Source organism: Kineococcus arenarius subsp. arenarius, from assembly GCF_050871845.1.
GTDB lineage: Bacteria > Actinomycetota > Actinomycetes > Actinomycetales > Kineococcaceae > Kineococcus.
On the sequence record NZ_JBJLSE010000029.1, the window covers coordinates 1 to 21,887 of the forward strand.

Annotated in this window: 21 protein-coding genes and 4 tRNA genes; 17 read left to right on the plus strand and 8 right to left on the minus strand. The window is 75.2% G+C overall.

All coding sequences use genetic code 11. From position 1 onward, the window contains the following. Positions 1–35 precede the first annotated feature (35 nt). Entirely contained in the window at positions 36–2,519 is a 2,484-nt protein-coding gene (treY, locus tag ACRYM0_RS09300) for a malto-oligosyltrehalose synthase (RefSeq protein ID WP_432504340.1), read from the minus strand. Next, a complete protein-coding gene (glgX, locus tag ACRYM0_RS09305; protein ID WP_432504342.1) occupies positions 2,516–4,657 on the minus strand; it encodes a glycogen debranching protein GlgX in 2,142 nt (713 codons plus the stop codon). Before glgX ends, treY begins: the two co-directional genes overlap by 4 nt. 156 nt (positions 4,658–4,813) lie before the next feature. Between glgX and ACRYM0_RS09310 the strand changes: the two genes are divergently transcribed. Continuing rightward, complete coding sequence (locus ACRYM0_RS09310) at positions 4,814–5,806, plus strand: YihY/virulence factor BrkB family protein (RefSeq protein ID WP_432504344.1); 993 nt, start codon at positions 4,814–4,816, stop codon at positions 5,804–5,806. A 154-nt stretch (positions 5,807–5,960) separates the two neighbouring features. Here the strand turns inward: ACRYM0_RS09310 and ACRYM0_RS09315 are convergent. From ACRYM0_RS09315 to ACRYM0_RS09330, 4 genes are all read right to left on the minus strand, one after another. Continuing rightward, positions 5,961–6,035 (minus strand) — tRNA-Val (locus ACRYM0_RS09315). A gap of 33 nt (positions 6,036–6,068) precedes the next feature. Next, a tRNA-Cys gene (locus tag ACRYM0_RS09320) sits at positions 6,069–6,139 on the minus strand. A 30-nt stretch (positions 6,140–6,169) separates the two neighbouring features. Further along, positions 6,170–6,242: transfer RNA gene (locus ACRYM0_RS09325), tRNA-Gly, on the minus strand. A 193-nt stretch (positions 6,243–6,435) separates the two neighbouring features. Beyond that, positions 6,436–6,864, minus strand: coding sequence for an SsgA family sporulation/cell division regulator (locus tag ACRYM0_RS09330; protein WP_432495867.1), 429 nt, complete (start codon positions 6,862–6,864; stop codon positions 6,436–6,438). Between the two features lie 251 nt (positions 6,865–7,115). Between ACRYM0_RS09330 and ACRYM0_RS09335 the strand changes: the two genes are divergently transcribed. The 14 genes from ACRYM0_RS09335 (at position 7,116) to ruvC (ending at position 18,214) form a co-directional block, all read left to right on the plus strand. After that, positions 7,116–7,727 carry a TIGR02611 family protein gene (locus tag ACRYM0_RS09335; RefSeq protein WP_432504346.1) on the plus strand — a complete coding sequence of 204 codons (612 nt, stop codon included), beginning with the start codon at positions 7,116–7,118 and terminating at the stop codon, positions 7,725–7,727. 99 nt (positions 7,728–7,826) lie between these two features. Beyond that, a tRNA-Val gene (locus ACRYM0_RS09340) sits at positions 7,827–7,898 on the plus strand. A 24-nt stretch (positions 7,899–7,922) separates the two neighbouring features. Beyond that, entirely contained in the window at positions 7,923–8,537 is a 615-nt protein-coding gene (locus ACRYM0_RS09345) for an MOSC N-terminal beta barrel domain-containing protein (protein WP_432504348.1), read from the plus strand. A gap of 60 nt (positions 8,538–8,597) precedes the next feature. Beyond that, positions 8,598–10,583 carry a threonine--tRNA ligase gene (gene thrS, locus ACRYM0_RS09350; RefSeq protein ID WP_432504350.1) on the plus strand — a complete coding sequence of 662 codons (1,986 nt, stop codon included), beginning with the start codon at positions 8,598–8,600 and terminating at the stop codon, positions 10,581–10,583. Continuing rightward, on the plus strand, positions 10,583–11,179 hold the full coding sequence (locus ACRYM0_RS09355) for an HIT family protein (RefSeq protein WP_432504352.1): 597 nt from the start codon (positions 10,583–10,585) through the stop codon (positions 11,177–11,179). Before thrS ends, ACRYM0_RS09355 begins: the two co-directional genes overlap by 1 nt. 3 nt (positions 11,180–11,182) lie before the next feature. Then, positions 11,183–11,815, plus strand: a complete 633-nt coding sequence (gene pgsA, locus ACRYM0_RS09360; RefSeq protein WP_432504354.1) for a phosphatidylinositol phosphate synthase — start codon at positions 11,183–11,185, stop codon at positions 11,813–11,815. Next, on the plus strand, positions 11,812–12,765 hold the full coding sequence (locus tag ACRYM0_RS09365) for a phosphatidylinositol mannoside acyltransferase (RefSeq protein WP_432504356.1): 954 nt from the start codon (positions 11,812–11,814) through the stop codon (positions 12,763–12,765). The genes pgsA and ACRYM0_RS09365 overlap by 4 nt, the downstream gene beginning before the upstream one ends. Further along, positions 12,762–13,907: a glycosyltransferase family 4 protein gene (locus ACRYM0_RS09370; RefSeq protein ID WP_432504358.1), complete on the plus strand. Its 1,146-nt coding sequence runs from the start codon at positions 12,762–12,764 to the stop codon at positions 13,905–13,907. Before ACRYM0_RS09365 ends, ACRYM0_RS09370 begins: the two co-directional genes overlap by 4 nt. Next, the gene (locus tag ACRYM0_RS09375; protein ID WP_432504360.1) at positions 13,904–14,503 is read left to right on the plus strand and encodes a hypothetical protein; all 600 of its coding nucleotides are present in this window, start codon (positions 13,904–13,906) and stop codon (positions 14,501–14,503) included. Before ACRYM0_RS09370 ends, ACRYM0_RS09375 begins: the two co-directional genes overlap by 4 nt. A gap of 97 nt (positions 14,504–14,600) precedes the next feature. Beyond that, complete coding sequence (pdxS, locus tag ACRYM0_RS09380) at positions 14,601–15,521, plus strand: pyridoxal 5'-phosphate synthase lyase subunit PdxS (protein WP_432504409.1); 921 nt, start codon at positions 14,601–14,603, stop codon at positions 15,519–15,521. Positions 15,522–15,543: 22 nt separating this feature from the next. Then, entirely contained in the window at positions 15,544–16,053 is a 510-nt protein-coding gene (locus tag ACRYM0_RS09385) for an NUDIX hydrolase (RefSeq protein ID WP_432504411.1), read from the plus strand. Positions 16,054–16,079: 26 nt separating this feature from the next. Then, a complete protein-coding gene (gene pdxT / locus ACRYM0_RS09390; protein ID WP_432504362.1) occupies positions 16,080–16,724 on the plus strand; it encodes a pyridoxal 5'-phosphate synthase glutaminase subunit PdxT in 645 nt (214 codons plus the stop codon). A gap of 66 nt (positions 16,725–16,790) precedes the next feature. After that, positions 16,791–17,552, plus strand: a complete 762-nt coding sequence (locus tag ACRYM0_RS09395) for a YebC/PmpR family DNA-binding transcriptional regulator (protein WP_432504364.1) — start codon at positions 16,791–16,793, stop codon at positions 17,550–17,552. 53 nt (positions 17,553–17,605) lie between these two features. After that, positions 17,606–18,214, plus strand: a complete 609-nt coding sequence (gene ruvC, locus ACRYM0_RS09400; protein ID WP_432504366.1) for a crossover junction endodeoxyribonuclease RuvC — start codon at positions 17,606–17,608, stop codon at positions 18,212–18,214. A 6-nt stretch (positions 18,215–18,220) separates the two neighbouring features. Here the strand turns inward: ruvC and ACRYM0_RS09405 are convergent, their stop codons facing one another. Both ACRYM0_RS09405 and ACRYM0_RS09410 read right to left on the minus strand, forming a co-directional pair. Continuing rightward, positions 18,221–19,243, minus strand: a complete 1,023-nt coding sequence (locus ACRYM0_RS09405) for a hypothetical protein (RefSeq protein WP_432504368.1) — start codon at positions 19,241–19,243, stop codon at positions 18,221–18,223. A 59-nt stretch (positions 19,244–19,302) separates the two neighbouring features. Continuing rightward, the gene (locus ACRYM0_RS09410) at positions 19,303–20,007 is read right to left on the minus strand and encodes a dienelactone hydrolase family protein (RefSeq protein WP_432504370.1); all 705 of its coding nucleotides are present in this window, start codon (positions 20,005–20,007) and stop codon (positions 19,303–19,305) included. A gap of 117 nt (positions 20,008–20,124) precedes the next feature. Here ACRYM0_RS09410 and ruvA point away from each other — a divergent pair, with 117 nt between their 5' ends. Together ruvA and ruvB are read left to right on the plus strand one after the other, a co-directional pair. Next, entirely contained in the window at positions 20,125–20,730 is a 606-nt protein-coding gene (gene ruvA / locus ACRYM0_RS09415; RefSeq protein ID WP_432504372.1) for a Holliday junction branch migration protein RuvA, read from the plus strand. Positions 20,731–20,767: 37 nt separating this feature from the next. Beyond that, positions 20,768–21,853 carry a Holliday junction branch migration DNA helicase RuvB gene (gene ruvB, locus ACRYM0_RS09420; RefSeq protein WP_432504374.1) on the plus strand — a complete coding sequence of 362 codons (1,086 nt, stop codon included), beginning with the start codon at positions 20,768–20,770 and terminating at the stop codon, positions 21,851–21,853. The last annotated feature ends 34 nt before the right edge of the window (positions 21,854–21,887 follow it).

Sequence of the window (21,887 nt, forward strand, 5' to 3'; positions counted from 1 at the left end):
CGGAGGGGCGACGCACCGCCCCTCCGCCGCAGCGCTCAGCTCTCCCGCACCAGCAACGCCACCGGCAGCTGCGCCAGCACGTCGGCCACCCGCACCGCACCGCCGCTCACCACGGTGCCGGTGAACGCGTCGCGCCACTCGCCCTCGGGCAGCGACAGCGTGTGCTCGCCCCACCCGCCGTGACGCTCCAGCGACACCGGCAGCCGGGTCGTCACCGCGATGGCCCCGGGCGCGCCGACCGGGCCGCGGCCGAACGCCAGCGCGTTGCCCGTCGTGGTCGGGACGGGGGAGTAGCCCGCCCCCTGGCCGACGAACAGCTCCGGGTGCTCGCGGCGCACCCGCAGGGTGCGCGAGACGACCAGCAGCTTCTCGTCGTGCAGGTCCGCGGGGGCCGAGCCGCCGTCCAGCGAGGCCAGGCGGCGCGAGCGCTCCGCGTAGTCCACCGGGCGGCGGTTGTCCGGGTCGACCAGCGACAGGTCCACCAGCTCGGTGCCCTGGTACACGTCCGGGACCCCCGGCATCGCCAGCTGCACGAACTTCTGCCCCAGCACCGCCACGCGGGCCTGCGCCGCGCTCGCCTCGACGAACTCCCGCACCGCCGCCAGGACGGCCTCGTCGCCCAGCACGCCGGTCGCGAAGCGTTCCACGGCCGCCTCGTACGCCTCGTCCGGCGAGGTCCACGTGGTGTGGTCCTTGGCCTCGCGGGTCGCCTTCTGCAGGTAGCCCAGCAGCCGCTCGGCGCTGATCGGCCCGTCGTCGCCCCAGGTGCCGAAGAGGGTCTGCCACACCAGCAGCTCGGTGCGCGCGTCGAGCTCGGTCGCCCGGTGCTCGGCGGCCAGCTCGCGCCAGCGGGTCAGCCCCGCGCCCCATTCCTCCGTCAGCTCCGACAGGACCGACAGCCGCGCCCGCACGTCCTCGCTGCGCTTGGTGTCGTGCGTGGACAGCGTCGTCATGGCCGCCGGCCAGTCCCGGGCCAGGGCGGAGCAGAAGGAGTGGAACTCCTCCGGGGACGTCCCGAAGCGGGTGGGGTCCCCGCCGACCTCGTTGAGCGAGGACAGGCGGAACCAGCGGTAGAACGAGGTGTCCTCGATGCCCTTGGCCATCACCGGGCCGCACGTCTGCTGGAAGCGCACCACGAACTCGGCGATGCGGGTGTCCGAGGGGTTCCCGACCCGGTTCAGCGCCAGGTCCACCACGACCTGCAGGGTGTCGTGGCGCTCCTCGGGCAGGTGGGCGCGAGCGTGCTCCGCCGCTGCCTCCACGACGCCCACGGCCTCCGGCGACGCCTCCTCCCCGGGCACGACGTACGCGCGGTACTGGTGGAACGCCACCAGCAGCTCCACGACGCACTCGTGCAGGCCCCGGCGGGTGTGGTCGCGCAGGTCGACGTCGTCGTGGCAGATGCCGGAGAGCAGGTCCACCAGGCGGTGGACCTCGGCGTACAGGCCGTGCTCGACGACCTCGCGCTTGGCGTTGTCCACCACGGCCTGGAACGTGCCGGTCTCGCCGGTGAGCGCCGTGTACTGCTCGGTCAGCGGCTCGGCGCCCGCCGGGTCCAGGAACAGCCCACCCACCCGCTGCAGGGCGTCGTAGCCGGTGGTGCCGGCGCACGCCCAGTCCGCCGGCAGCTGCTCCTCGCCCTCGAGGATCTTCTCCACGACCACCCAGGCGCTGCCGTCCCCGGTGGCGCTGGAGGTGGCCTCGGCCAGCCACCGCAGGTAGCCGCGCGGGTCGGCCAGCCCGTCGGGGTGGTCGATGCGCAGGCCCTGCAGATCCCCGCGGCCCACCAGCTCCAGCAGCAGGGCGTGCGAGGCGTCGAACACCTCGCGGTCCTCCACGCGGATCGCGGCCAGGGTGTCCACGTCGAAGAAGCGCCGGTAGTTCAGCTCCTCGTCGGCCACCCGCCAGTGGGCCAGGCGGTACCACTGCCGGTCCACCAGCTCCGCCAGCGGCAGGTCCTCGGTGCCCGGGCGCACGGGGAAGACGTGGTCGTAGTAGCGCAGCACGTGCTCCTCGCCCTGCGGCGTGGAACGGGTGCCCAGGCTCAGCTCGCCGGCGGCCAGGACCTGGCCGATGCGCTGCCCCAGCACCGCCATGAGGATCGCGCGGTCCTGCACCGACCAGTCCACGTCGAACCAGCGGGCGTAGGGGGAGCGGGGACCCTCCTTGAGCACGGACCACAGCTGGGCGTTCTCGTGCGCGGGGGTCGGCACCGCCATGTGGTTGGGCACCACGTCGGCCACGGCGGCCAGTCCCGCGGCGCGCAGCGCAGCCACGAGGCGGTCGAAGCCGGCGCGCCCGCCGGCCTCGTCGTTCAGGCGGGAGTGGTCCACCACGTCGTAGCCGTGCGTGGACCCCTTCGCCGGGGCCAGCACGGGGGAGAGGTAGGCGTGCGAGACCCCCAGGCGGTGCAGGTGCTCGGCCTGCGCCGCGGCGTCGTCGAAGGTGAACGCCGGCTGCACCTGGAAGCGGTAGGTGCTCACCGGCACCACGGCCGGGCGGTAGGTCTCCTCGGTCACTTCTCTCCCAGCGGTTCGCGGGCCAGCACGAGGATGGAGCGGCCCGCGACGGGCAGCCTCGTGCCCGGGGAGAACGCCGATTCCTCGGTGAAGATCGACACCACGCCGACCTGGTCGTCGGCGGTGTCCAGGCGCACGTGCCAGTTGTCGCCGTAGGCCTTCTCCGGCAGCGTGAACTCCACCGCCTCGTGCCAGGGGTTGTACATGATCAAGAAGGAGTCGCCGACGATGCGCTCCCCCCGGCGGTCCGGCTCGGGGATCGCCTCGCCGTTGAGGAAGATCATGACGCTGCGGTTGGCCGCGTCGGCCCAGTCCTCGTCGGTCATCTCGGTCCCGTCGGCGACGAACCACTCGATGTCGCCGATCTTGCTCTCCCCGCCGTGGCCGGCGTCCCCCGCGAAGAAGCGCCGTCGCTGGAACACCGGCTCGGTGCGCCGCATCTCGACCACCCGGCGCGTGAAGTCCAGCAGCTCCTGCTGCGCCGGCGACAGGTCCCAGTCCATCCAGGCCAGCTCGTTGTCCTGGCAGTAGACGTTGTTGTTGCCCTGCTGCGTGCGCCCCAGCTCGTCGCCGTGCAGGATCATCGGCACCCCCTGGCTCAGCAGCAGCGTGACCAGCAGGTTGCGGTGCTGCCGGGCACGCAGCGCGACGATCTCCGGGTCGTCGGTGGGACCCTCGACGCCGCAGTTCCAGGAGCGGTTGTGGCTCTCGCCGTCCGCACCTCCCTCGCCGTTGGCCTCGTTGTGCTTCTCGTTGTACGAGACGAGGTCGCGCATCGTGAAGCCGTCGTGGGCGGTGACGAAGTTGATGCTGGCGATGGGCTTGCGCCCGGAGTGCTCGTACAGGTCGGAGGAGCCGGTGATGCGGCTGGCGAACTCGCCCAGCGTGCCGGGCTCGCCGCGCCAGAAGTCGCGCACGGTGTCGCGGTACTGGCCGTTCCACTCCGTCCACAGCGCGGGGAAGCCGCCGACCTGGTAGCCGCCCTCGCCGACGTCCCAGGGCTCGGCGATGAGCTTGACCTGGGAGACGACCGGGTCCTGCTGCACGATGTCGAAGAACGCGCTGAGGCGGTCCACCTCGTGGAACTGCCGGGCCAGGGTCGCGGCCAGGTCGAAGCGGAAGCCGTCCACGTGCATGTCGGTCACCCAGTACCGCAGCGAGTCCATGATCAGCTGCAGGACGTGCGGGGAGCGCATCAGCAGGCTGTTGCCGGTGCCCGTGGTGTCGAAGTAGTGCTTCTGGTCGCCGTCCACCAGGCGGTAGTAGGCCTGGTTGTCGATGCCCCGGAAGCACAGGGTCGGGCCCATGTGGTTGCCCTCGGCGGTGTGGTTGTAGACCACGTCGAGGATGACCTCGATGTTCGCCTCGTGCAGCGCCCGGACCATGGACTTGAACTCCTGCACCTGCTGGCCGCGCTGGCCGGTGGAGGAGTAGGAGTTGTGCGGGGCGAAGAAGCCGATGGTGTTGTAGCCCCAGTAGTTGGACAGCCCCTTGTCGACCAGGTGGGTGTCCTGCACGAACTGGTGCACCGGCATGAGCTCCACCGCCGTCACGCCCAGCGAGGTGAGGTGCTCGATCATCGCCGGGTGCGCCATGCCGGCGTAGGTGCCGCGGATCTCCTCGGGGATGTCCGGGTGCAGCTGGGTCAGGCCCTTGACGTGGGCCTCGTAGATCACCGACTCGTGGTACTCGTGCCCCGGCTGGCGGTCGTTGCCCCAGTCGAAGAAGGGGTTGACCACGACCGAGAGCATGGTGTGCCCCAGGCTGTCGTCGTCGTTGACGACTGAGTTGTCGTCGAAGCGGTACGAGAAGAGGGACTCGTCGCCGTCGACCTGCCCCTCGATCGCCTTCGCGTACGGGTCCAGCAGCAGCTTCTGCGGCTGGCAGCGCGCTCCGCTCTCCGGGTGGAACGGGCCGTGCACGCGGTAGCCGTAGCGCTGCCCGGGCATCACCGAGGGCAGGTAGGCGTGCCACACGAAGCCGTCCACCTCGGGCAGGTCGATCCGCTGCTCGGTGCCGTCGTCACCGATGAGGCACAGCTCGACCCGCTCGGCGACCTCGGAGAAGAGCGCGAAGTTGGTGCCCGCTCCGTCGTAGGTCGCCCCCAGGGGGTAGGGGCGTCCGGGCCAGATCTGCATCGAGGGTCCTTCCACTGCCTAGCTCGTGCACTCCACGTGCGCGGTCGACCGTCATCATGGCCGTTCCCGCCCCGCTGCACACCCCGGCCGCCGCGCCGCGCCGTCCGGCGCCGCGCGTGCCGCCCGGCCCGCACCGGGCGCGGCTACCCTGCGGCGGTGCCCGAAGACCCCTCCCGGCCCGCGGGCGCCCACCACCGTCCCGCCCCCGTCCCCGCCTCCTCGGTCGCCGCGCGAGCGCGCCGCGCCCCGGCGGCCGTGCGGGAGCTCGCCGTGGGCACCGTCGGGGCCTGCGTGCGCTTCCGGGTCACGGGCCTGGCGGCGGAGGGCGGCTTCTTCGCCCTGCTCTCCCTGCCGCCGCTGGTCTTCGGCCTCGTCGCCAGCCTGGGGTACGCGGGGCGCTGGCTGGGGCGGGACGAGGTCGCTGCGGCCCGGGAGCAGCTGACGCGCCTGACGGAGGCCTTCTTCACCCCGCAGGCCATCGCCGAGGTGGTCCTGCCGACCTTCGACTCCGTCACCACCGCCGGGCGCGCCGACCTGACGCTGCTGGCCTTCGCCTTCAGCGTCTGGTCCGGCTCGCGCGCCCTGAACGTCCACGTGGACACCATCTCGATCATGTACGGGCTGGGTGGCCACCGCGGCATCGTGCGCACCCGCCTGCTGTCGCTGTCCACGTACCTGGTCGGCCTGCTGGTGGCGGTCGTCGTCCTGCCGCTGCTGCTGGTGGGGCCGAGCCTGGCCGGGCGCTGGCTGCCCCGGTCCCTGGAGGGCCTGTCGGGCGCGTACTGGCCCGTGGTGCTGCTGCTGTCCGTGGCCGGGCTGGCCACGCTGTACCACCTGGCCACACCGGTGCGCAGCCGGTGGTGGCGGGACCTGCCCGGAGCGGTGCTCGCCCTGCTGCTGTGGCTGCTCACGTCCTCGGTGCTGCGCACGCTGCTGTCGGCGTCGGTGGCCGGGGGGTCCACGTCGATCTACGGGCCGCTGGCGGCGCCGATCGTCGTGCTCGTCTGGTTCTACTTCCTGTCCATCGCCGTGCTCGCCGGCGCGGGCCTGAACTCGGCGGTGGACCGGGTGTGGCCCGACCCCACCAAGGCCGCGGCCCGCGAGGCGGCCCGCGCCGAGGCCGCCCGGCGGCGCCGCTGGGTGCCCTGAGGTCGTCCGGCGCGCGCTCCGTCGGCCGGGGAGGGGCGGCGCAGGACCGGTGCCGCGCTCGGGACGGCCTGCCGTGCCCCAGGCTCGCGCGAGCACGTGGAAGGCCCCCGTCACCGGTGCGGTGACGGGGGCCTGGAACCGTTGCAGTGCAACGTGGTGGGCGATACTGGGATCGAACCAGTGACCTCTTCCGTGTCAGGGAAGCGCGCTACCGCTGCGCCAATCGCCCTCGAGCACACCGGGAGCTACCCGGTGAGCCGTGAGGTGGAGACGGGATTCGAACCCGTGTGGACGGCTTTGCAGGCCGCTGCCTAACCTCTCGGCCACTCCACCGCGAGGCTCGCGCCTGTGAGCCGGCCTCCGAGCGGACGACGGGACTCGAACCCGCGACCCTCACCTTGGCAAGGTGATGCGCTACCAACTGCGCTACGTCCGCACGTCTGCGGTTCCCCCGCCGTTCCGGCCGGTTCCCCGTGACGTCGTAGACAGTAGCCGACGCTCGCCGGTGCAGTCCAACCGCCCCGCCCGCACCGTTCACCCGCTGTTCGCCGCGCGGCGCGCGACGGGGCCCGCACCCGGCGGCCGTGCCGGGTGCGGGCCCCGTTCGAGCGTCGCGCTCGTCGCTGCGGTCAGGCGGTCAGCCGGGCGATCAGGTCGTCCAGGTCCAGGTGACGCGCTTCACGCCCCGGCGGCACCAGGGCCTCGGCCCGGCGCAGGAAGCGCCGGACGTCCGCCTCGTCCGCCTCCAGCTCCGCGTTGCCGTCCGGGGACGACAGGCGCAGCAGGACCCTCGGGCGACCCTCGGGGGAGTCGGGGCACGGCCGCACCTGCACGTCGCCGTCGCCGGCCGGTGCGGTGAGCCCCTCCCTCAGCAGGTCGCGGGCGAAGACCCACTCCACGTCCGCGTCCCCCCCGCGGAAGACCGCGTGGATGGCGAAGGGGTCGTCAGCCCCGTAGTGCAGGCTGGCGGGGACGGGGAGCCCGGGGCCGCTGGTGGTGCGTAGGCGCAGCGACACGTCGACGTCGACCTCGGTCTTGCGGTGCGGCAGTGCAGGCACGTCGACCTCCGTGTGCTCATGGCCGCTGACGGGCTCCAGCGACCGTGCTTGACAGTTTCCCACCGATCGAGCCTCTGAAACACCCGGACGGCGCAACTGGGACGTGCGGCGTTCACCGGCGGTTCCACCGGCCGGCAGGACCGCCCCGCGGCGGTGGCCGGAGACCGCGGCGCGGGGCGGGAGCGTCCGCGGCCCCTCGTGCGTTGGGGAGGGGGACGGCCACCGGTGGCGGGGCGAGCGAGGAGGAGCGGGTGCGCGTGACGACGGACGGTCGGCAGGACCGCGCGGGCGGCGGGGACGACGCGCAGGGCGTCCCGCCGCCCGGTCCCTTCGCGGCCCGCCCGGCGGACGGGGCGGTGCCCGCCGCGCGCACCGGCGGCACCTCGCCCGGAGCCGCGCGCTCCCGCGGCGCGACGGCGCCCGCGGGCCCGCGCCCGGTGCGCCACGGCCGCGCCGAGCGCTGGCGCTCCACCCTGCGCGCGCGCCGCGAGCGCCTGCGCGCCGACGCGCACGCCAACCGCGTCTACCGCACCGCGGTCGGGGTGGTCGGCACCGCGGTGGCCCTGCTGGGCCTGGTCATGGTCCCGCTCCCCGGACCGGGCTGGCTCGTCGTCTTCCTCGGCCTGGCGATCCTGGGCACGGAGTTCGCCACCGCGCGCCGCGTCCACCGCTTCGCGCACCGCCAGGTGCACCGGTGGACGCAGTGGATGGCCCGGCGCTCGTGGAGCACCCGGATCGGCCTGGGCGCGGGCGCGGCCGCCGCCGCGGGTGCGCTGGCGTGGGGCTACCTGGCCTGGCAGGGCGTGCCCGCCTGGAGCCCGGAGGTGGTCACCGCGCAGCTGACCCGCCTGCCCGGCCTCTAGGGCGGCGGGGGGGGACCGGGGGGGACCCACCGGGGCGGTCGTGAGCACCCGCGCGGACGGGGTATGGTTCTTCCACCGGTCGCGGTCAGCGGTCGCACCGGGCGATTAGCTCAGCGGGAGAGCACCTCGTTCACACCGAGGGGGTCACTGGTTCGATCCCAGTATCGCCCACACCAGCACCACCAGGAGCAGCCCGTGCAGAGCCCCGGAGTCGTCGACACCGGGGCTCTCGTCGTGCAGATCGTGCTCTTCCCCGTGAAGTCCGTGGCCGGCGTGCGCGTCGAGGCTGCCGACGTCGGCCCGCAGGGCCTGGCCGGGGACCGCGGGTTCGTCCTGACCGCCGGTGGCGAGCCCCTGCGGGCCAAGACCACACCCCTCCTGCACGCCCTGGAGCTGTCCGGACCGCCCTCGGCGCCCGTGGTGAGCGCCCCGGGCGGTGCTCCCGGCGACCTCGCTGCCGTGGCCCGCTTCCTGGGGGTCCACGCCCCCTTGGAGCTGCGCCCGGCCCTCGGTGGCGCCCGTCAGGTCGCCGCCGTGCACGTCGTGACCACCACCGACCGCGACGCCCCCGGCGCCGGGGACTCCTCGCGAGCGAACCTCGTCCTGAGCCCCACCGCCGCCGCGCTGCCGCCGGCCGCCGAGCTCGCCGGGGCCCTGCTGGAGGTGGGGCCGGTGCTCCTGCGGCTGGGGCGGCCGCCCAGGCACTGCGCCGGGTCGTTCGCCGAGGTGCTGGTGCCCGGCACCGTGCGCACCGGCGACGCGGCGCGGCTGCGGGCGCGCGCCGACGGCGCGGCCGAGCTCCCCGGCTAGAGTCGCGGGCGTGGGGGAGCGCCCCCACGCCCGTGACCCACGACCCCCCGGAGGCGCGCAGTGTCCGCCCAGCTCACCGTCACCCGTTCCGGCGCCTCCGCGCCCGCGACGACGGTGCAGGTCGCGGCCGGCACGACCGCCGCCGAGCTGTTCGCCGACGAGCGCGACGTCGTCGTCGCCCGCGTCAACGGCGAGCTGCGCGACCTGTCGCACCCGCTGGCCGACGGCGACCGGGTCGAGGGGGTGCTCATCTCCTCCGAGGACGGCCTGGCCGTGCTGCGGCACTCCGCCGCCCACGTGGTGGCCCAGGCCGTGCAGCAGCACTTCCCCGAGGCCAAGCTGGGCATCGGCCCGCCGATCCGCGACGGCTTCTACTACGACTTCGACGTCGAGCGGCCCTTCACCCCCGAGGACCTCAAGACCCTCGAGAAGACGGCGCAGCGCATCGTCAAGGAGGGCCAGCGGTTCGTCCGGCGCGTCGTGACCGACGACGAGGCCCGCGCCGAGCTGGCCGGCGAGCCGTACAAGCTGGAGCTCATCGGGCTGAAGTCCACCGCCGGAGACGACGCCGAGGGTGCCGGCGTGGAGGTCGGTGCCGGCGAGCTGACGATCTACGACAACGTCCGCCGCGACGGCACCGTCGCGTGGAAGGACCTGTGCCGGGGCCCGCACCTGCCCAGCACGCGCCTGGTCGGCAACGGGTTCAGCCTGCTGCGCTCGGCGGCGGCCTACTGGCGCGGCAGCGAGAAGAACCCGCAGCTGCAGCGCGTGTACGGCACCGCCTGGCCCACCAAGGACGACCTCAAGGCCTACCAGGAGCGACTGGCCGAGGCCGAGCGCCGCGACCACCGGCGCCTGGGCACCGAGCTCGACCTCTTCTCCTTCCCCGACGAGATCGGCTCCGGCCTGGTGGTCTTCCACCCGAAGGGCGGTGTGGTCAAGCGGGAGATGGAGGACTACGTCCGCCGCCGGCACGTCGAGGAGGGTTTCGACTACGTCGGCACCCCGCACATCTCCAAGGGCGGGCTCTTCGAGACCTCCGGGCACCTGCCGTACTACGAGGACACGATGTTCCCGGCGATGGAGCTGGAGAACAGCAAGTACTACCTCAAGGCCATGAACTGCCCCATGCACAACCTCATCTTCCGCTCGCGGGGGCGGTCCTACCGGGAGCTGCCGCTGCGGTTCTTCGAGTTCGGCACCGTCTACCGCTACGAGAAGAGCGGGGTCGTGCACGGGCTCACGCGCGTGCGCGGCCTGACCCAGGACGACTCGCACAGCTACGTGACCCCGGAGCAGGCGCCCGGGGAGATCAAGCACCTGCTCGACTTCGTCCTGGGACTGCTGAAGGACTTCGGCCTCGACGACTACTACCTGGAGCTGTCGACCCGGGGGGACTCCGAGAAGTTCATCGGCTCCGACGAGGAGTGGGAGCGGGCCACCGCCGTCCTGGAGACCGCCGCCCGCGACACCGGCCTGGAGCTGGTCGCCGACCCAGGCGGAGCCGCCTTCTACGGCCCCAAGATCTCCGTGCAGGCCAAGGACGCCATCGGCCGCACGTGGCAGATGTCGACCATCCAGTACGACTTCAACCAGCCGGCGCGCTTCGAGCTGGAGTACACCGCCGCCGACGGCACCAAGCAGCAGCCGGTGATGATCCACTCCGCGAAGTTCGGTTCGCTGGAGCGGTTCTTCGGCGTCCTGGTCGAGCACTACGCCGGTGCCTTCCCGCCCTGGCTGGCGCCCGTGCAGGTCGTGGGCATCCCCGTCGCCGACGCGCACGTGCCGCATCTGCAGGAGGTCGCCGCGAAGCTGCGCGAGCGCGGGATCCGCGTGGAGGTCGACGCGTCCGACGACCGCATGCCCAAGAAGATCCGCACCTGGACCAAGCAGAAGGTGCCGTTCCTCCTCATCGCCGGTGCCGAGGACGTCGAGGCGGGTGCGGTCTCCTTCCGCTACCGCGACGGCAGCCAGGAGAACGGCGTGCCCGTGGACGACGCCGTGGCGAAGGTCGTGGGCGCCGTCCAGCGGCGCGTGCAGGTCTGATGACGGGAGTGAACGGACCGGTGCGCGAGGAACCCGCCGACGGCCTGCCCGGCGCCCCCGACGGGTTCGAGCGGTTGTGGACGCCGCACCGCATGGCCTACATCCGGGGCGAGAGGAAGCCCGCCGACCCCGACGACGCCCAGCAGTGCCCCTTCTGCCACGCGCCGTCGGGTCCGGACGAGGACGGCCTCGTGGTGCACCGCGGCGAGCGGGCGTTCGTCGTGCTGAACCTCTTCCCGTACAACCCCGGCCACCTGCTGGTCTGCCCCTACCGGCACGTGTCCTCCTACGTCGACCTCGACGCCGCCGAGCTGGCCGAGTTCACCGCGCTCACCCGGGCCGCGCTCGCCACCCTGCGGGCCGCCTCGAACCCCGCCGGGTTCAACGTCGGCATGAACCAGGGCGCCGTCGCCGGGGCGGGCATCGCCGCCCACCTGCACCAGCACGTCGTGCCCCGCTGGGCCGGGGACGCCAACTTCCTGCCGGTGGTCGCGCGCACCAAGGCCCTGCCTGAGCTGCTGGAGGACACCCGCCGGCGCCTGGCCGAGGCGTGGACGAGCACCGGCCCGGCCGCCGCGGCCGGTGGCGAGGGCTGAGGCGTGCTCGGCCGCAACGCCCGCGCCTTCGCCGGCCGCGTCTTCACGCCCCCCGCGAAGCTGCTGCTGCGCCTGGGCGTCGACCCCGACGCCGTGACGATCGCCGGCACGGCCGGCGTCCTCGTCAGCGCCCTGGTGCTCTACCCCCTGGGGCACCTGTTCTGGGGGTCCCTCGCCGTGGCGTTCTTCGTCCTGTCCGACACCGTCGACGGGATCATGGCGCGCACCCTGGGCCGCACGGGCCGGTGGGGCGCCTACCTGGACTCCACCCTGGACCGCTTCGGCGACGCCGCCGTCTTCGGCGGCCTCGTGATCTGGTTCGCGCGCGGTGGCGACTCACCGCTCACGGCCGGGCTCGCCCTGCTGTGCCTGGTGCTGGGCAGCCTGGTCTCCTACGCCAAGGCCCGCGCCGAGGGGCTGGGGTTCACCGCGGACGTCGGCATCGCCGAGCGCTCGGACCGCCTGCTCGCCGTGCTCGCCGGTGCCGCGGCCGTCGGCCTGGGCGCCCCCGTGCCGGTCATGACGGTCGTGCTGGTCCTGCTCGCCGTGGCCAGCCTCGTCACCGTCGCCCAGCGCATGGCCGTGGTGCGCCGGCAGGCCCTGGCGGGCGCGCCGGAACCCGCCCGCGGCGCGTGAGCAGCGCCCGGGACGGCCTCACCGCGGCCGGCTTGCGGCTCTCGTGGCGCCTGGCGCGCGCCGTGCCCGAGCCCGTCGCCCTGACCCTTGCCGAGCGGGCCGCCGACCGCGTCCACGCCCGCGGTGGCGCCCGCGTGGAGCAGCTGCGCGCCAACCTGCGCCGTGCCAGGCCGCAGGCCGGGCCCGCCGAGCTGGACGCCCTGGTCCGCGAGGGCCTGCGCTCCTACGCCCGCTACTGGTGCGACGTGTTCCGGCTGCCGGCCTGGTCGCGCGAGCGCGTCCTGGCCGACGTGCGCTCGATCGGTGCGGAGCCGCTGCGCGAGCACCTGCGCTCCGGGCGCGGTGCGGCCGTCTTCCTCGGCCACCTGGGCAACTGGGACCACGGAGCCGCCTGGTCGGCCACCGAGCTCGCCCCCGTGGTGACGGTGGCCGAGCGACTGCGGCCGGAGGTGGTCTTCGAGCAGTTCCTCGCCTTCCGGCGGCGGCTGGGCACGGAGGTCCTGCCGCTGGGGGACCCGGGCACGTTCCCCGCCCTGGTGCGCCGCGCCCGCAACGGCGCCCTGGTGCCGCTGCTCGCCGACCGCGACCTGTCCGGCAACGGTGTCCCGGTGCGCTTCCTCGGCGAGACGGTGCCCATGGCCGCCGGGCCGGCCCTCCTGGCGCTGACCGCCCGGGTGCCGCTGTTCCCGGTCACCGTCTGGTACGAGGGCCCGGCGGCCCGTCCCCGCACCCTCGTGGTGGAGGTGGGCGAGCAGGTCCGGCGCCCGCCCGCCGACCCGGCGCGCCCGGCGCGCGAGGACCGGGACGCCGCGGTGGCGGCCATGACGCAGGCCTGCGCCGACGTGCTCGCCGCCGCGGTGCGCGCCCACCCGCAGGACTGGCACGTGCTGCAGCCGTTGTTCCCCGGTGACGCCGCTACCCGCACGGGAGTGCCGGGAGGGACCCCGTGAGGATCGGGATCGTCTGCCCCTACTCCTTCGACGTGCCCGGTGGCGTCCAGTTCCACGTGCGCGACCTCGCCGAGCACCTCATCGGCCGGGGGCACGACGTGCGGGTCCTGGCGCCCGCCGACGACCCGGCCACCCTGCCGGCCTTCGCCGACGCCGCCGGCGGGGTGGTCGCCGTGCCCTACAACGGCTCGGTCGCCCGGCTGTCGTTCGGGCCGCTGACCGCCGCCCGGGTGCGCCGTTGGGTCACCGAGGGGGGGTTCGACGTGCTGCACGTGCACGAGCCGCTGTCGCCGAGCACCTCCCTGCTGGCGCTGTGGGCCGCGCAGCGCTCCGTGGTGGCGACCTTCCACACCGCCAACCTGCGCTCGCGCGCGATGCAGGCGGCCTCACCGCTGCTGCGCCCGAGCCTGGAGAAGATCGCCGCCCGCATCGCCGTCAGCGAGGACGCCCGGCGCACCGTCGTCGAGCACGTCGGCGGTGACGCCGTGGTCGTCCCCAACGGCGTGTTCACCGACCGCTTCGCGCGCGCGCCGCGCCGTGCGGAGTGGTGCGGCACCCCCGAACGGCCCGTCGTGGCATTCGTCGGCCGCCTCGACGAACCCCGCAAGGGGCTGGGGGTGCTGTGCGAGGCGGTGCCCCGCGTGCGCGCGGTGCTGCCCGGTGCCCGCTTCCTCGTCGCCGGTCGCGGGGACGCCGACGCCGCGCGCGCCGCCGCGCCCGACCCCGGGGCCCTGGAGTTCCTGGGCGCGGTCGACGACGACGACAAGCGCTCGCTGCTGGCCTCCGCCGACGTCTACCTGGCACCGCACACCGGTGGGGAGAGCTTCGGCATCGTCTTGGTCGAGGCCCTGGCGGCCGGCGCGGCCGTGGTGGCCAGCGACCTGGGCGCCTTCCGCCGCGTGCTGGACGACGGCGCGCACGGGCGGCTGTTCCCCACCGGTGACGCGGCCGCGGCCGCGGACGCGCTGCTGGAGCTGCTGACCGACCCCGAGCAGCGGCGCCGCCTGGCGGGCGCCGGGCGGCGCGCGGCCCGGCGCTACGACTGGTCCGTCGTGGCCGCCGACGTCCTCGCCGTCTACGAGACGGTCCGCTCCGGCGAGGACGCGCACCGCGGCGGCGAGCAGCGCAGGTCCGGGCGGTGAACCCCCTGACGTGGGCGCTGGCGGGGCTGCTGGTCCTGTGCCTGGTCGCCTGGTACCTGTCGGCCGCCGCCCAGCGGCTGGACCGGCTGCACCGGCGGGTGGAGACCAGCAGGGCGGCGCTGGACGCGGAGCTGACCCGGCGCGCCTCGGCCGCCCTGGAGCTGGCCACCTCCGGCCGGCTGGACCCGGCGTCGTCGCTGCTGCTGGCCGACGCGGCCACGGCCGCCCTGGACGCGCCCCGCACCCCCGCGGCGCTGCGCGACGCCACGGACGCCGACGACGCCCAGCGCTGGCGCGCCGAGAGCGACCTGACGCGGGCGCTGGCCGCCGCCCTGCCGCTCCCGGGCGAGCAGGCCGGGCCGGCGGGCGCGGGCGAGCCGGCCCCGGGCGGGGACGAGCGGTGCGCGCGCGTCCTGGACGCCTGGCACCGGGTCGGCCTGGCCCGGCGCTTCCACAACGACGCCGTCGTCCAGGCCCGGCGCCTGCGGGGCAAGCGGGTGGTGCGCTGGGCGCACCTGGCCGGGCACGCCCGCCTGCCCGAGACGGCCGACTTCCACGACGGGACGGCGGACGGGGACCTCCGGGCCGGTCCGTAGGATGCGCCCGGCAGGTCCGGTCCCCCCGGAGCACACCCCGACACGAAGCGTGAGGCGCCAGAGCGTGAGCACCGACCCGTCCACCCCCAGTGCCGCGATGCCCGCGCCCCGGGCGGAGGTCCGTGCCGGCGCGGGTCCCGCCGTCGGCACCGAGCGCGTCAAGCGCGGCATGGCCGAGATGCTCAAGGGCGGCGTGATCATGGACGTGGTCACCGCCGAGCAGGCGCGGATCGCCGCGGACGCCGGCGCCGTGGCCGTCATGGCCCTGGAGCGGGTGCCGGCCGACATCCGCGCCCAGGGCGGGGTCTCCCGCATGAGCGACCCGGACGTGATCGAGTCGATCGTGGACGCGGTGTCCATCCCCGTCATGGCCAAGGCGCGCATCGGCCACTTCGTCGAGGCGCAGGTGCTGCAGTCCCTGGGCGTGGACTACGTCGACGAGTCCGAGGTCCTCACCCCCGCCGACTACGCCCACCACATCGACAAGCACGCCTTCACCGTGCCGTTCGTGTGCGGGGCCACGAACCTGGGCGAGGCGCTGCGGCGTATCACCGAGGGCGCGGCGATGATCCGCTCCAAGGGCGAGGCCGGCACCGGCGACGTCTCCAACGCCGTCACGCACGTGCGCACCATCCGCGCGGAGGTCAACCGGCTGCGCTCGATGGCGCCGGACGAGCTGTACGTGGCGGCGAAGGAGATGGGAGCTCCCTACGAGCTGGTCCGCGAGGTCGCCGAGGGGGGCAGGCTCCCCGTGGTGCTCTTCACCGCCGGCGGCATCGCCACTCCCGCCGACGCGGCGATGATGATGCAGCTGGGCGCCGACGGCGTCTTCGTCGGCTCGGGCATCTTCAAGTCGGGCGACCCGGTGCGGCGCGCCGAGGCGATCGTCAAGGCGACCACCTTCCACGACGACCCCGACGTCGTCGCGAAGGCCTCCCGCGGGCTGGGTGAGGCCATGGTGGGCCTGAACGTCGAGGCCCTGCCGGAGCCGCACCGCCTGGCCAGCCGGGGCTGGTGACCCGCTGAACGGGCACGACCCGCTGGGCCCGGAGTGGGGCACCGCCCCCGACGGCACCCGCACCCGCAGCGCGGCCCGCGTCGTCGTCCTCGACGAGGCGGGCCGCGTGCTGCTCGTGCGCGGCACCGACCCCGCCGCGCCGGGGGCGGCCTGGTGGTTCACCGTCGGCGGCGGCCGCGCCGCCGACGAGCCCGCCCGGCGCGCCGCGGCCCGGGAGCTGCGGGAGGAGACCGGCATCGTCGCCGACCCGGCCGAGCTGGTCGGCCCGGTGTGGGAGCGCACCGCCGACTTCCCCTACCTCGGGCGGCGCTGCCGCCAGCACGAGGAGTTCTTCGTGCACCGCCTGCCCGCCCCCGCGCAGCTGTCCCGCGAGCGGTGGACGGCCCTGGAGGTCGCCACCCTCACCGACCTGCGCTGGTGGGACGTGGCGGAGCTGGCCCGCACCACCGACACCGTGTACCCGGCCGGCCTGGCGCAGCTGGTCGCCGGGCTGCCCGCGACGTGGCAGGGGCCACCCCTGCGGATCGCCTGAGCACGGCGCAGCCCTACGCTCACCCGGTGCGCGAGGGACCGACGATCGGTGTGCTGGCCCTGCAGGGCGACGTCCGCGAGCACCTGGCGGCCCTGACCGCCGCCGGGGCCCGTGCGGTGCCGGTGCGCCGCGAGCGCGAGCTGGCGCAGGTGGACGGCCTGGTCCTGCCCGGCGGGGAGTCCACCACCATCGACCGGCTGCTGCGCACCTTCGAGCTGCGCGAGCCGCTGCGCGGACGCATCGCCGCAGGGCTCCCCGTCTACGGCTCGTGCGCGGGCATGGTCCTGCTGGCCGAGCGCGTCCTGGACGGCGAGCAGGACCAGCGCCCCCTCGGCGGCCTCGACGTCACGGTGCGCCGCAACGCCTTCGGCCGTCAGGTCGCCAGCTGGGAGGAGGACCTGCCCGTCGAGGGCGTCACCGGCGGCGGCCCCGACGTGCGGGCCGTGTTCATCCGCGCCCCGTGGGTGGAGGAGGCCGGCGAGGGCGTGCGGGTGCTCGCCCGGGTGGGCTCCGGCCCGGCCGCGGGTAGGATCGTCGCCGTGCGTTCCGGCGACCTGCTGGCCACGTCGTTCCACCCGGAGATCACCGGCGACGACCGGGTGCACCGGTACTTCGTGGGGCTCGTGCGCGACCGGGTCCAGGGGCGGGTGCGCGCGGAGCGGCGCGGCTGACGGGTCGCCCGGCAGCCGACCGAGCAGTCAACGAGCAGTCAGCGAGCGAACGGCGGAGGGAACAGCATGTCCGGCCACTCCAAGTGGGCGACGACCAAGCACAAGAAGGCCGTCGTCGACGCCAAGCGCGCCAAGAGCTTCGCTCGGCTGATCAAGAACATCGAGGTCGCCGCCCGCACCGGCGGCGGGGACCCCGCGGGCAACCCCACCCTGTACGACGCCATCCAGAAGGCGAAGAAGACCTCCGTGCCGGCCGACAACATCGACCGCGCCGTCAAGCGCGGCTCGGGCGCGGAGGCCGGCGGGGCCGACTGGCAGACGATCATGTACGAGGGCTACGGGCCCAACGGCGTGGCGATGCTCGTCGAGTGCCTGACGGACAACAAGAACCGCGCGGCCATGGAGGTCCGCACGGCCATGACGCGCAACGGCGGCTCGATGGCCGACCCCGGCAGCGTGGCGTACATGTTCAGCCGCAAGGGCGTCGTCGTCATCGGCAAGGAGGGCACTGAGCTCACCGAGGACGACGTGCTCACCGCGGTCCTGGAGGCCGGTGCCGAGGAGGTCACCGACCAGGGCGACACCTTCGAGGTCGTCTGCGAGCCCACCGACCTCGTCGCCGTGCGCGAGGCCCTGCAGGCCGCCGGCATCGATTACGACTCCGCCGACGCCAGCTTCGTGCCCAGCGTGCAGGTCCCGCTGGACGCCGAGGGCGCCACCAAGGTGTTCCGGCTCGTCGACGCCCTGGACGACTGCGACGACGTGCAGAACGTCTTCGCCAACTACGACGTCTCCGACGACGTCATGGCGGCCCTCGAGGACGCCTGAGCCCCCGCGGGTCCACCACGGCCCCCACCGCGCCGCGTGCGAGGGTGGGGGCCGTGCGCGTCCTCGCCGTCGACCCCGGCCTCACCCGTTGCGGGCTGGGGGTGGTGGAGTCCGCCGGTGCGCGCCCGGGCACCGCCACCGGCCGGCGGGTCCGGATGGTCGCCGTGGGCGTGGTGCGCACCCCCTCCACCGACGCGGTGCCGCAGCGGCTGCTGGCCGTGGCCGAGGGGCTGGAGGACTGGCTGGACGAGCACACCCCCGACGTGGTGGCCGTCGAGCGCGTCTTCGCCCAGGCCAACGTCCGGTCGGTGATGGGCACCGCGCAGGCCGCCGGGCTCGTCCTGGTCGCCGCCGCCCGGCGCGGGCTGCCCGTGGCGATGCACACCCCCAGCGAGGTCAAGGCCGCCGTCACCGGGTCCGGGCGCGCCGACAAGGAGCAGGTGACGGCGATGGTCACCCGCATCCTCGGCCTCGACGCGCCCCCCAGGCCGGCCGACGCCGCGGACGCCCTCGCGCTGGCCCTGTGCCACCTGTGGCGGGGCTCGGCCACCACCCGGCTCGAGGCGGCCGCGCACGGCGCCCTGGTCACCGGGCGGCGCAGCGGCTACGCCGAGGCCGCCCGCGCCGCCGCCCGTCGGCCGATCGGCCGCATCCCGCGCTGAGGGCCCTCAGCCGCGGCGGTGCGGCAGGACCGCCGCCAGGGTGAGGACCGCCGCGGCGACGTCCTCCACGAGCGCGGCGTCCACGTCCGGCACGAGGTCGCCCGCCCAGGAGCGCCAGGCCGCACCGGCGTACGAGCCGGCCGCGGCACCGGCCAGACCGGCCAGCGCGGGCAGCAGCGCCCCGCTGCGTTCGCGGCGCGCCAGGGCCGCGGCGCCCACCGCCCCGGTCAGCAGTCGCGGCGCGAACCCTCCGGCGGTGAGCCGGCTCGGCATCGCCGGCAGCTTGTCGGCGACGAGCTCGCCGCCCAGCGCGAGGCCGCTGAGCGCGGCGACCGGGGCGCCCCCGGGCAGCGCCCGGTACCCGGCGGACAGCAGCGCCGGGCCGGCCAGGCCCAGGGTGCTGCGCCCGCCCGCCGCCAGTCCCAGCAGGGCGCTGCGCAGCAGCAGGCCGGCGGAGGCGCGGGACGGGGCGCGGCGCTCGGCGGCGGGCCGGTCCAGCGAGGGCAGGTCCAGGATCGGGGTGCGGACGGGGCGGGGAGCGGGGTCCAGGGCGCGCAGCGTCGCGTGCGTCACCACCCCGTAGGCCAGGTGGGGCAGGGCGTCGGAGACCCAGTCCTGCGTGCTCCAGGCCCGCAGGTCCGTCACGCCGAGGGCGTGCGCGGGCAGGTCGGTGGCCGCCATCGCCAGCGCACCGGTGACGACGCCGCCGAGACCGGCGGGCATCCGCAGCCCCGCGCCGCGGCCCAGCCCGACGAGCTTGCCCACCCCCACGCCCACGGCGTACCCGGACAGCGCGCCCAGGGCGGTGGTGCGGTGCTCGCGCTCGGCGCCGCGCCCCGTCACCGGCCGCCCGAGCCGCTGGGCGAGCGCGGTGACCGTCTGCTCGGGCACCGTGCTGGGCGCCCGTCCGCGCCGGGCCATGTCGCCGTAGGTCACGGCGTTCAGGACCGTGGTGCCGGCGGCTCCGGAGGCGGCACCGGCGAGGATCACGCCGAGGGGGCTGCGGGGGCTGGGCGTCGTCGAGGTCACCGCGCCACTGTCCTGCCGTCCTCGCCGGTCGGCCACTCGGCGGCGCCCCGCCCGGGGCGTCAGCGCAGGTGTTCGCGCAGGAAGGCCGTGGTGCGCGCCCACGCCAGCTCCGCGGACTCGCGCCGGTAGTTGGGCCGCTCGTCGTTGTAGAAGGCGTGCGGGGCCGGGTAGGTGCGGAAGTCCACGTCGGCGCCGGACTGCTCGCGCACGCGCCGCTCGGTCTCGCGCACCGCGTCCAGCGGCACGGAGGCGTCCTCCTCGCCGAAGTGCCCCAGTACCGCCGCCCGCAGCCCCGAGAAGTCCGTGGTCGGCCCGGGGATGCCGTACCAGGGCACGGCCGCCCCGATCCGCTCGCCCTGCTGGGCGGCGAGGGTGAGGACGAACGCCCCGCCCATGCAGAAGCCCACCGCGCCGACGGTGGCGGAGGTCGTCTCCGGCCGGGCCAGCAGGTACGTCACCGCGCCGGCCAGGTCCCGGGCCGCCCGCTCGGGCGGCAGCTCGGCCAGGAAGCGCTGCGCCTCCTCGGCGTCGTGCGTGGTGCGCCCGCCGTACAGGTCGGGCGCCAGGGCGACGAAGCCCTCGGACGCGAAGCGGTCGACGACGCCGGCGACCTGGTCGGTCAGGCCCCACCACTCCTGCACGACGATCACGCCGGGCCCGCTGCCGGAGGCCGGCGCCCGCAGGTAGCCGTGGGCGTGACCGCTCTCGGAGGCGGAGTCGAAGGTGACGTTCTGGCGAGGGTTGGCGTGCTGCTCGTGGCTCACCCGGCGATCCTGCCGCCCCCACCCGCGCGCCGCGCGGGGAGTGTCCGCGCACCTCGTTAGCCTTCGCCTCGTACAGGTGTTCGTGCGGGGGCGTCCCCGCGGCGGGGTGGAGGTCGTGTGATCGCGTCGGTGCGCGGGCGGGTGCTCGCGGTGCGGCTGGACTCCGCCGTCCTGGAGGTCGGCGGGGTGGGGCTGCTGGTGCAGGCCGCCCCCGCCACGCTCGCGGGGCTGCGGGTCGGTGAGGAGGCGACGCTGGCCACCAGCATGGTCGTCCGCGAGGACTCCCTGACCCTGTTCGGCTTCGCCGACGCCGACGAGCGCGAGGTCTTCGAGGTCCTGCAGACCGTCTCGGGGGTCGGGCCTCGCCTGGCCCTGGCCATGCTGGCCGTGCACCGCCCCGACGGCCTGCGCGCCGCCGTGGCCGCCGAGGACCACGCCGCGCTGGTGCGCGTGCCCGGCATCGGCAAGAAGGGCGCGCAGCGCATCTGCCTGGAGCTGGGCGACCGGCTGGGCCCGCCCGGCGACGCACCGGCCGCCCCGCTGCCCGCGCCCGACGCCGCCGAGGCCCGCCGTCAGCAGGTCGTCGACGCCCTCGTCGGGCTGGGGTACCCGCTCAAGCAGGCCGGCGACGCGGTGGACGCGGTGGCGGGCGACGACGAGGCGGGCGTGAGCGACGTGCCGGGCACCCTGCGCTCGGCGCTGCGCCACCTGTCGGGGCGCTGAGGCGGGCATCGAGGTGGGGACGGCGGAGGAGGACGACGTGGCCGAACGGATCGTCACGGCCGGTGCCGACGACGGCGAGCGCGCCGCGGAGTCGGCGCTGCGCCCGCACGGGCTGGAGGAGTTCGTCGGGCAGACGGTGGTGCGCGAGCAGCTCTCGCTGGTGCTGGACGCCGCCAAGGCCCGCGGCGGCACGAGCGACCACGTGCTCTTCTCCGGCCCGCCCGGCCTGGGCAAGACCACGCTGGCCATGATCGTCGCCTCCGAGATGGGAGCACCGCTGCGCCAGTCCAGCGGCCCGGCCATCCAGCACGCCGGTGACCTCGCCGCCGTGCTCAGCTCCCTCGACGAGGGCGAGGTGCTCTTCCTCGACGAGATCCACCGCATGGCCCGGCCGGCGGAGGAGATGCTCTACATGGCGATGGAGGACTACCGCGTCGACGTCATCGTCGGCAAGGGCCCCGGGGCCACCGCCATCCCGCTGGAGCTGCCGCGCTTCACCCTCGTGGGCGCCACCACGCGCGCCGGGCTGCTGCCCGCGCCGCTGCGCGACCGCTTCGGCTTCACCGGCTACCTCGACTTCTACACCCCCGAGGAACTGGTGCAGGTGCTGCGCCGCTCCGCCTCGCTGCTGGGCGTGCAGCTGACCGCCGAGGGCGCCGCGGAGATCGGCCGGCGCTCGCGGGGCACGCCGCGCATCGCCAACCGGCTGCTGCGCCGGGTGCGCGACTGGGCGCAGGTGCGCGGCTCGGGCCTGGTGGACCGCCGCGCGGCGCGGGCGGCGCTGGAGGTGTACGAGGTCGACGAGCGCGGTCTGGACCGGCTGGACCGGGCGGTGCTGGACGCGCTGTGCCGCCGCTTCGGCGGCGGCCCGGTGGGCCTGTCGACGCTGGCGGTCGTGGTGGGGGAGGAGGCCGAGACCGTGGAGACGGTCGCCGAGCCCTTCCTGGTGCGCGAGGGGCTGCTGGGCCGCACGCCCCGCGGGCGGGTGGCGCTGCCGGAGACGTGGGCCCACCTGGGCCTGACGCCGCCGCGCGAGGCCGCCTGGCAGTCGCCGCCGGCGGCCGGGGACGACGCCGCGCCGGGGCCCGCCGAGGACGTCGGGGCGGGTACGAGCGACGTGTGAGACGCGCCCGCGCCGCTGTCCAGGGCCGTCCGGG

What these genes read in the sequence shown, in the direction of transcription:
- glgX (WP_432504342.1), bottom strand. Translation starts at nt 4,657, where the DNA reads ATGCAGATCTGGCCCGGACGCCCCTACCCCCTGGGGGCGACCTACGAC.
- ACRYM0_RS09355 (WP_432504352.1), top strand. Translation starts at nt 10,583, where the DNA reads ATGACGGGAGTGAACGGACCGGTGCGCGAGGAACCCGCCGACGGCCTG.
- pdxS (WP_432504409.1), top strand. Translation starts at nt 14,601, where the DNA reads ATGCCCGCGCCCCGGGCGGAGGTCCGTGCCGGCGCGGGTCCCGCCGTC.
- ACRYM0_RS09395 (WP_432504364.1), top strand. Translation starts at nt 16,791, where the DNA reads ATGTCCGGCCACTCCAAGTGGGCGACGACCAAGCACAAGAAGGCCGTC.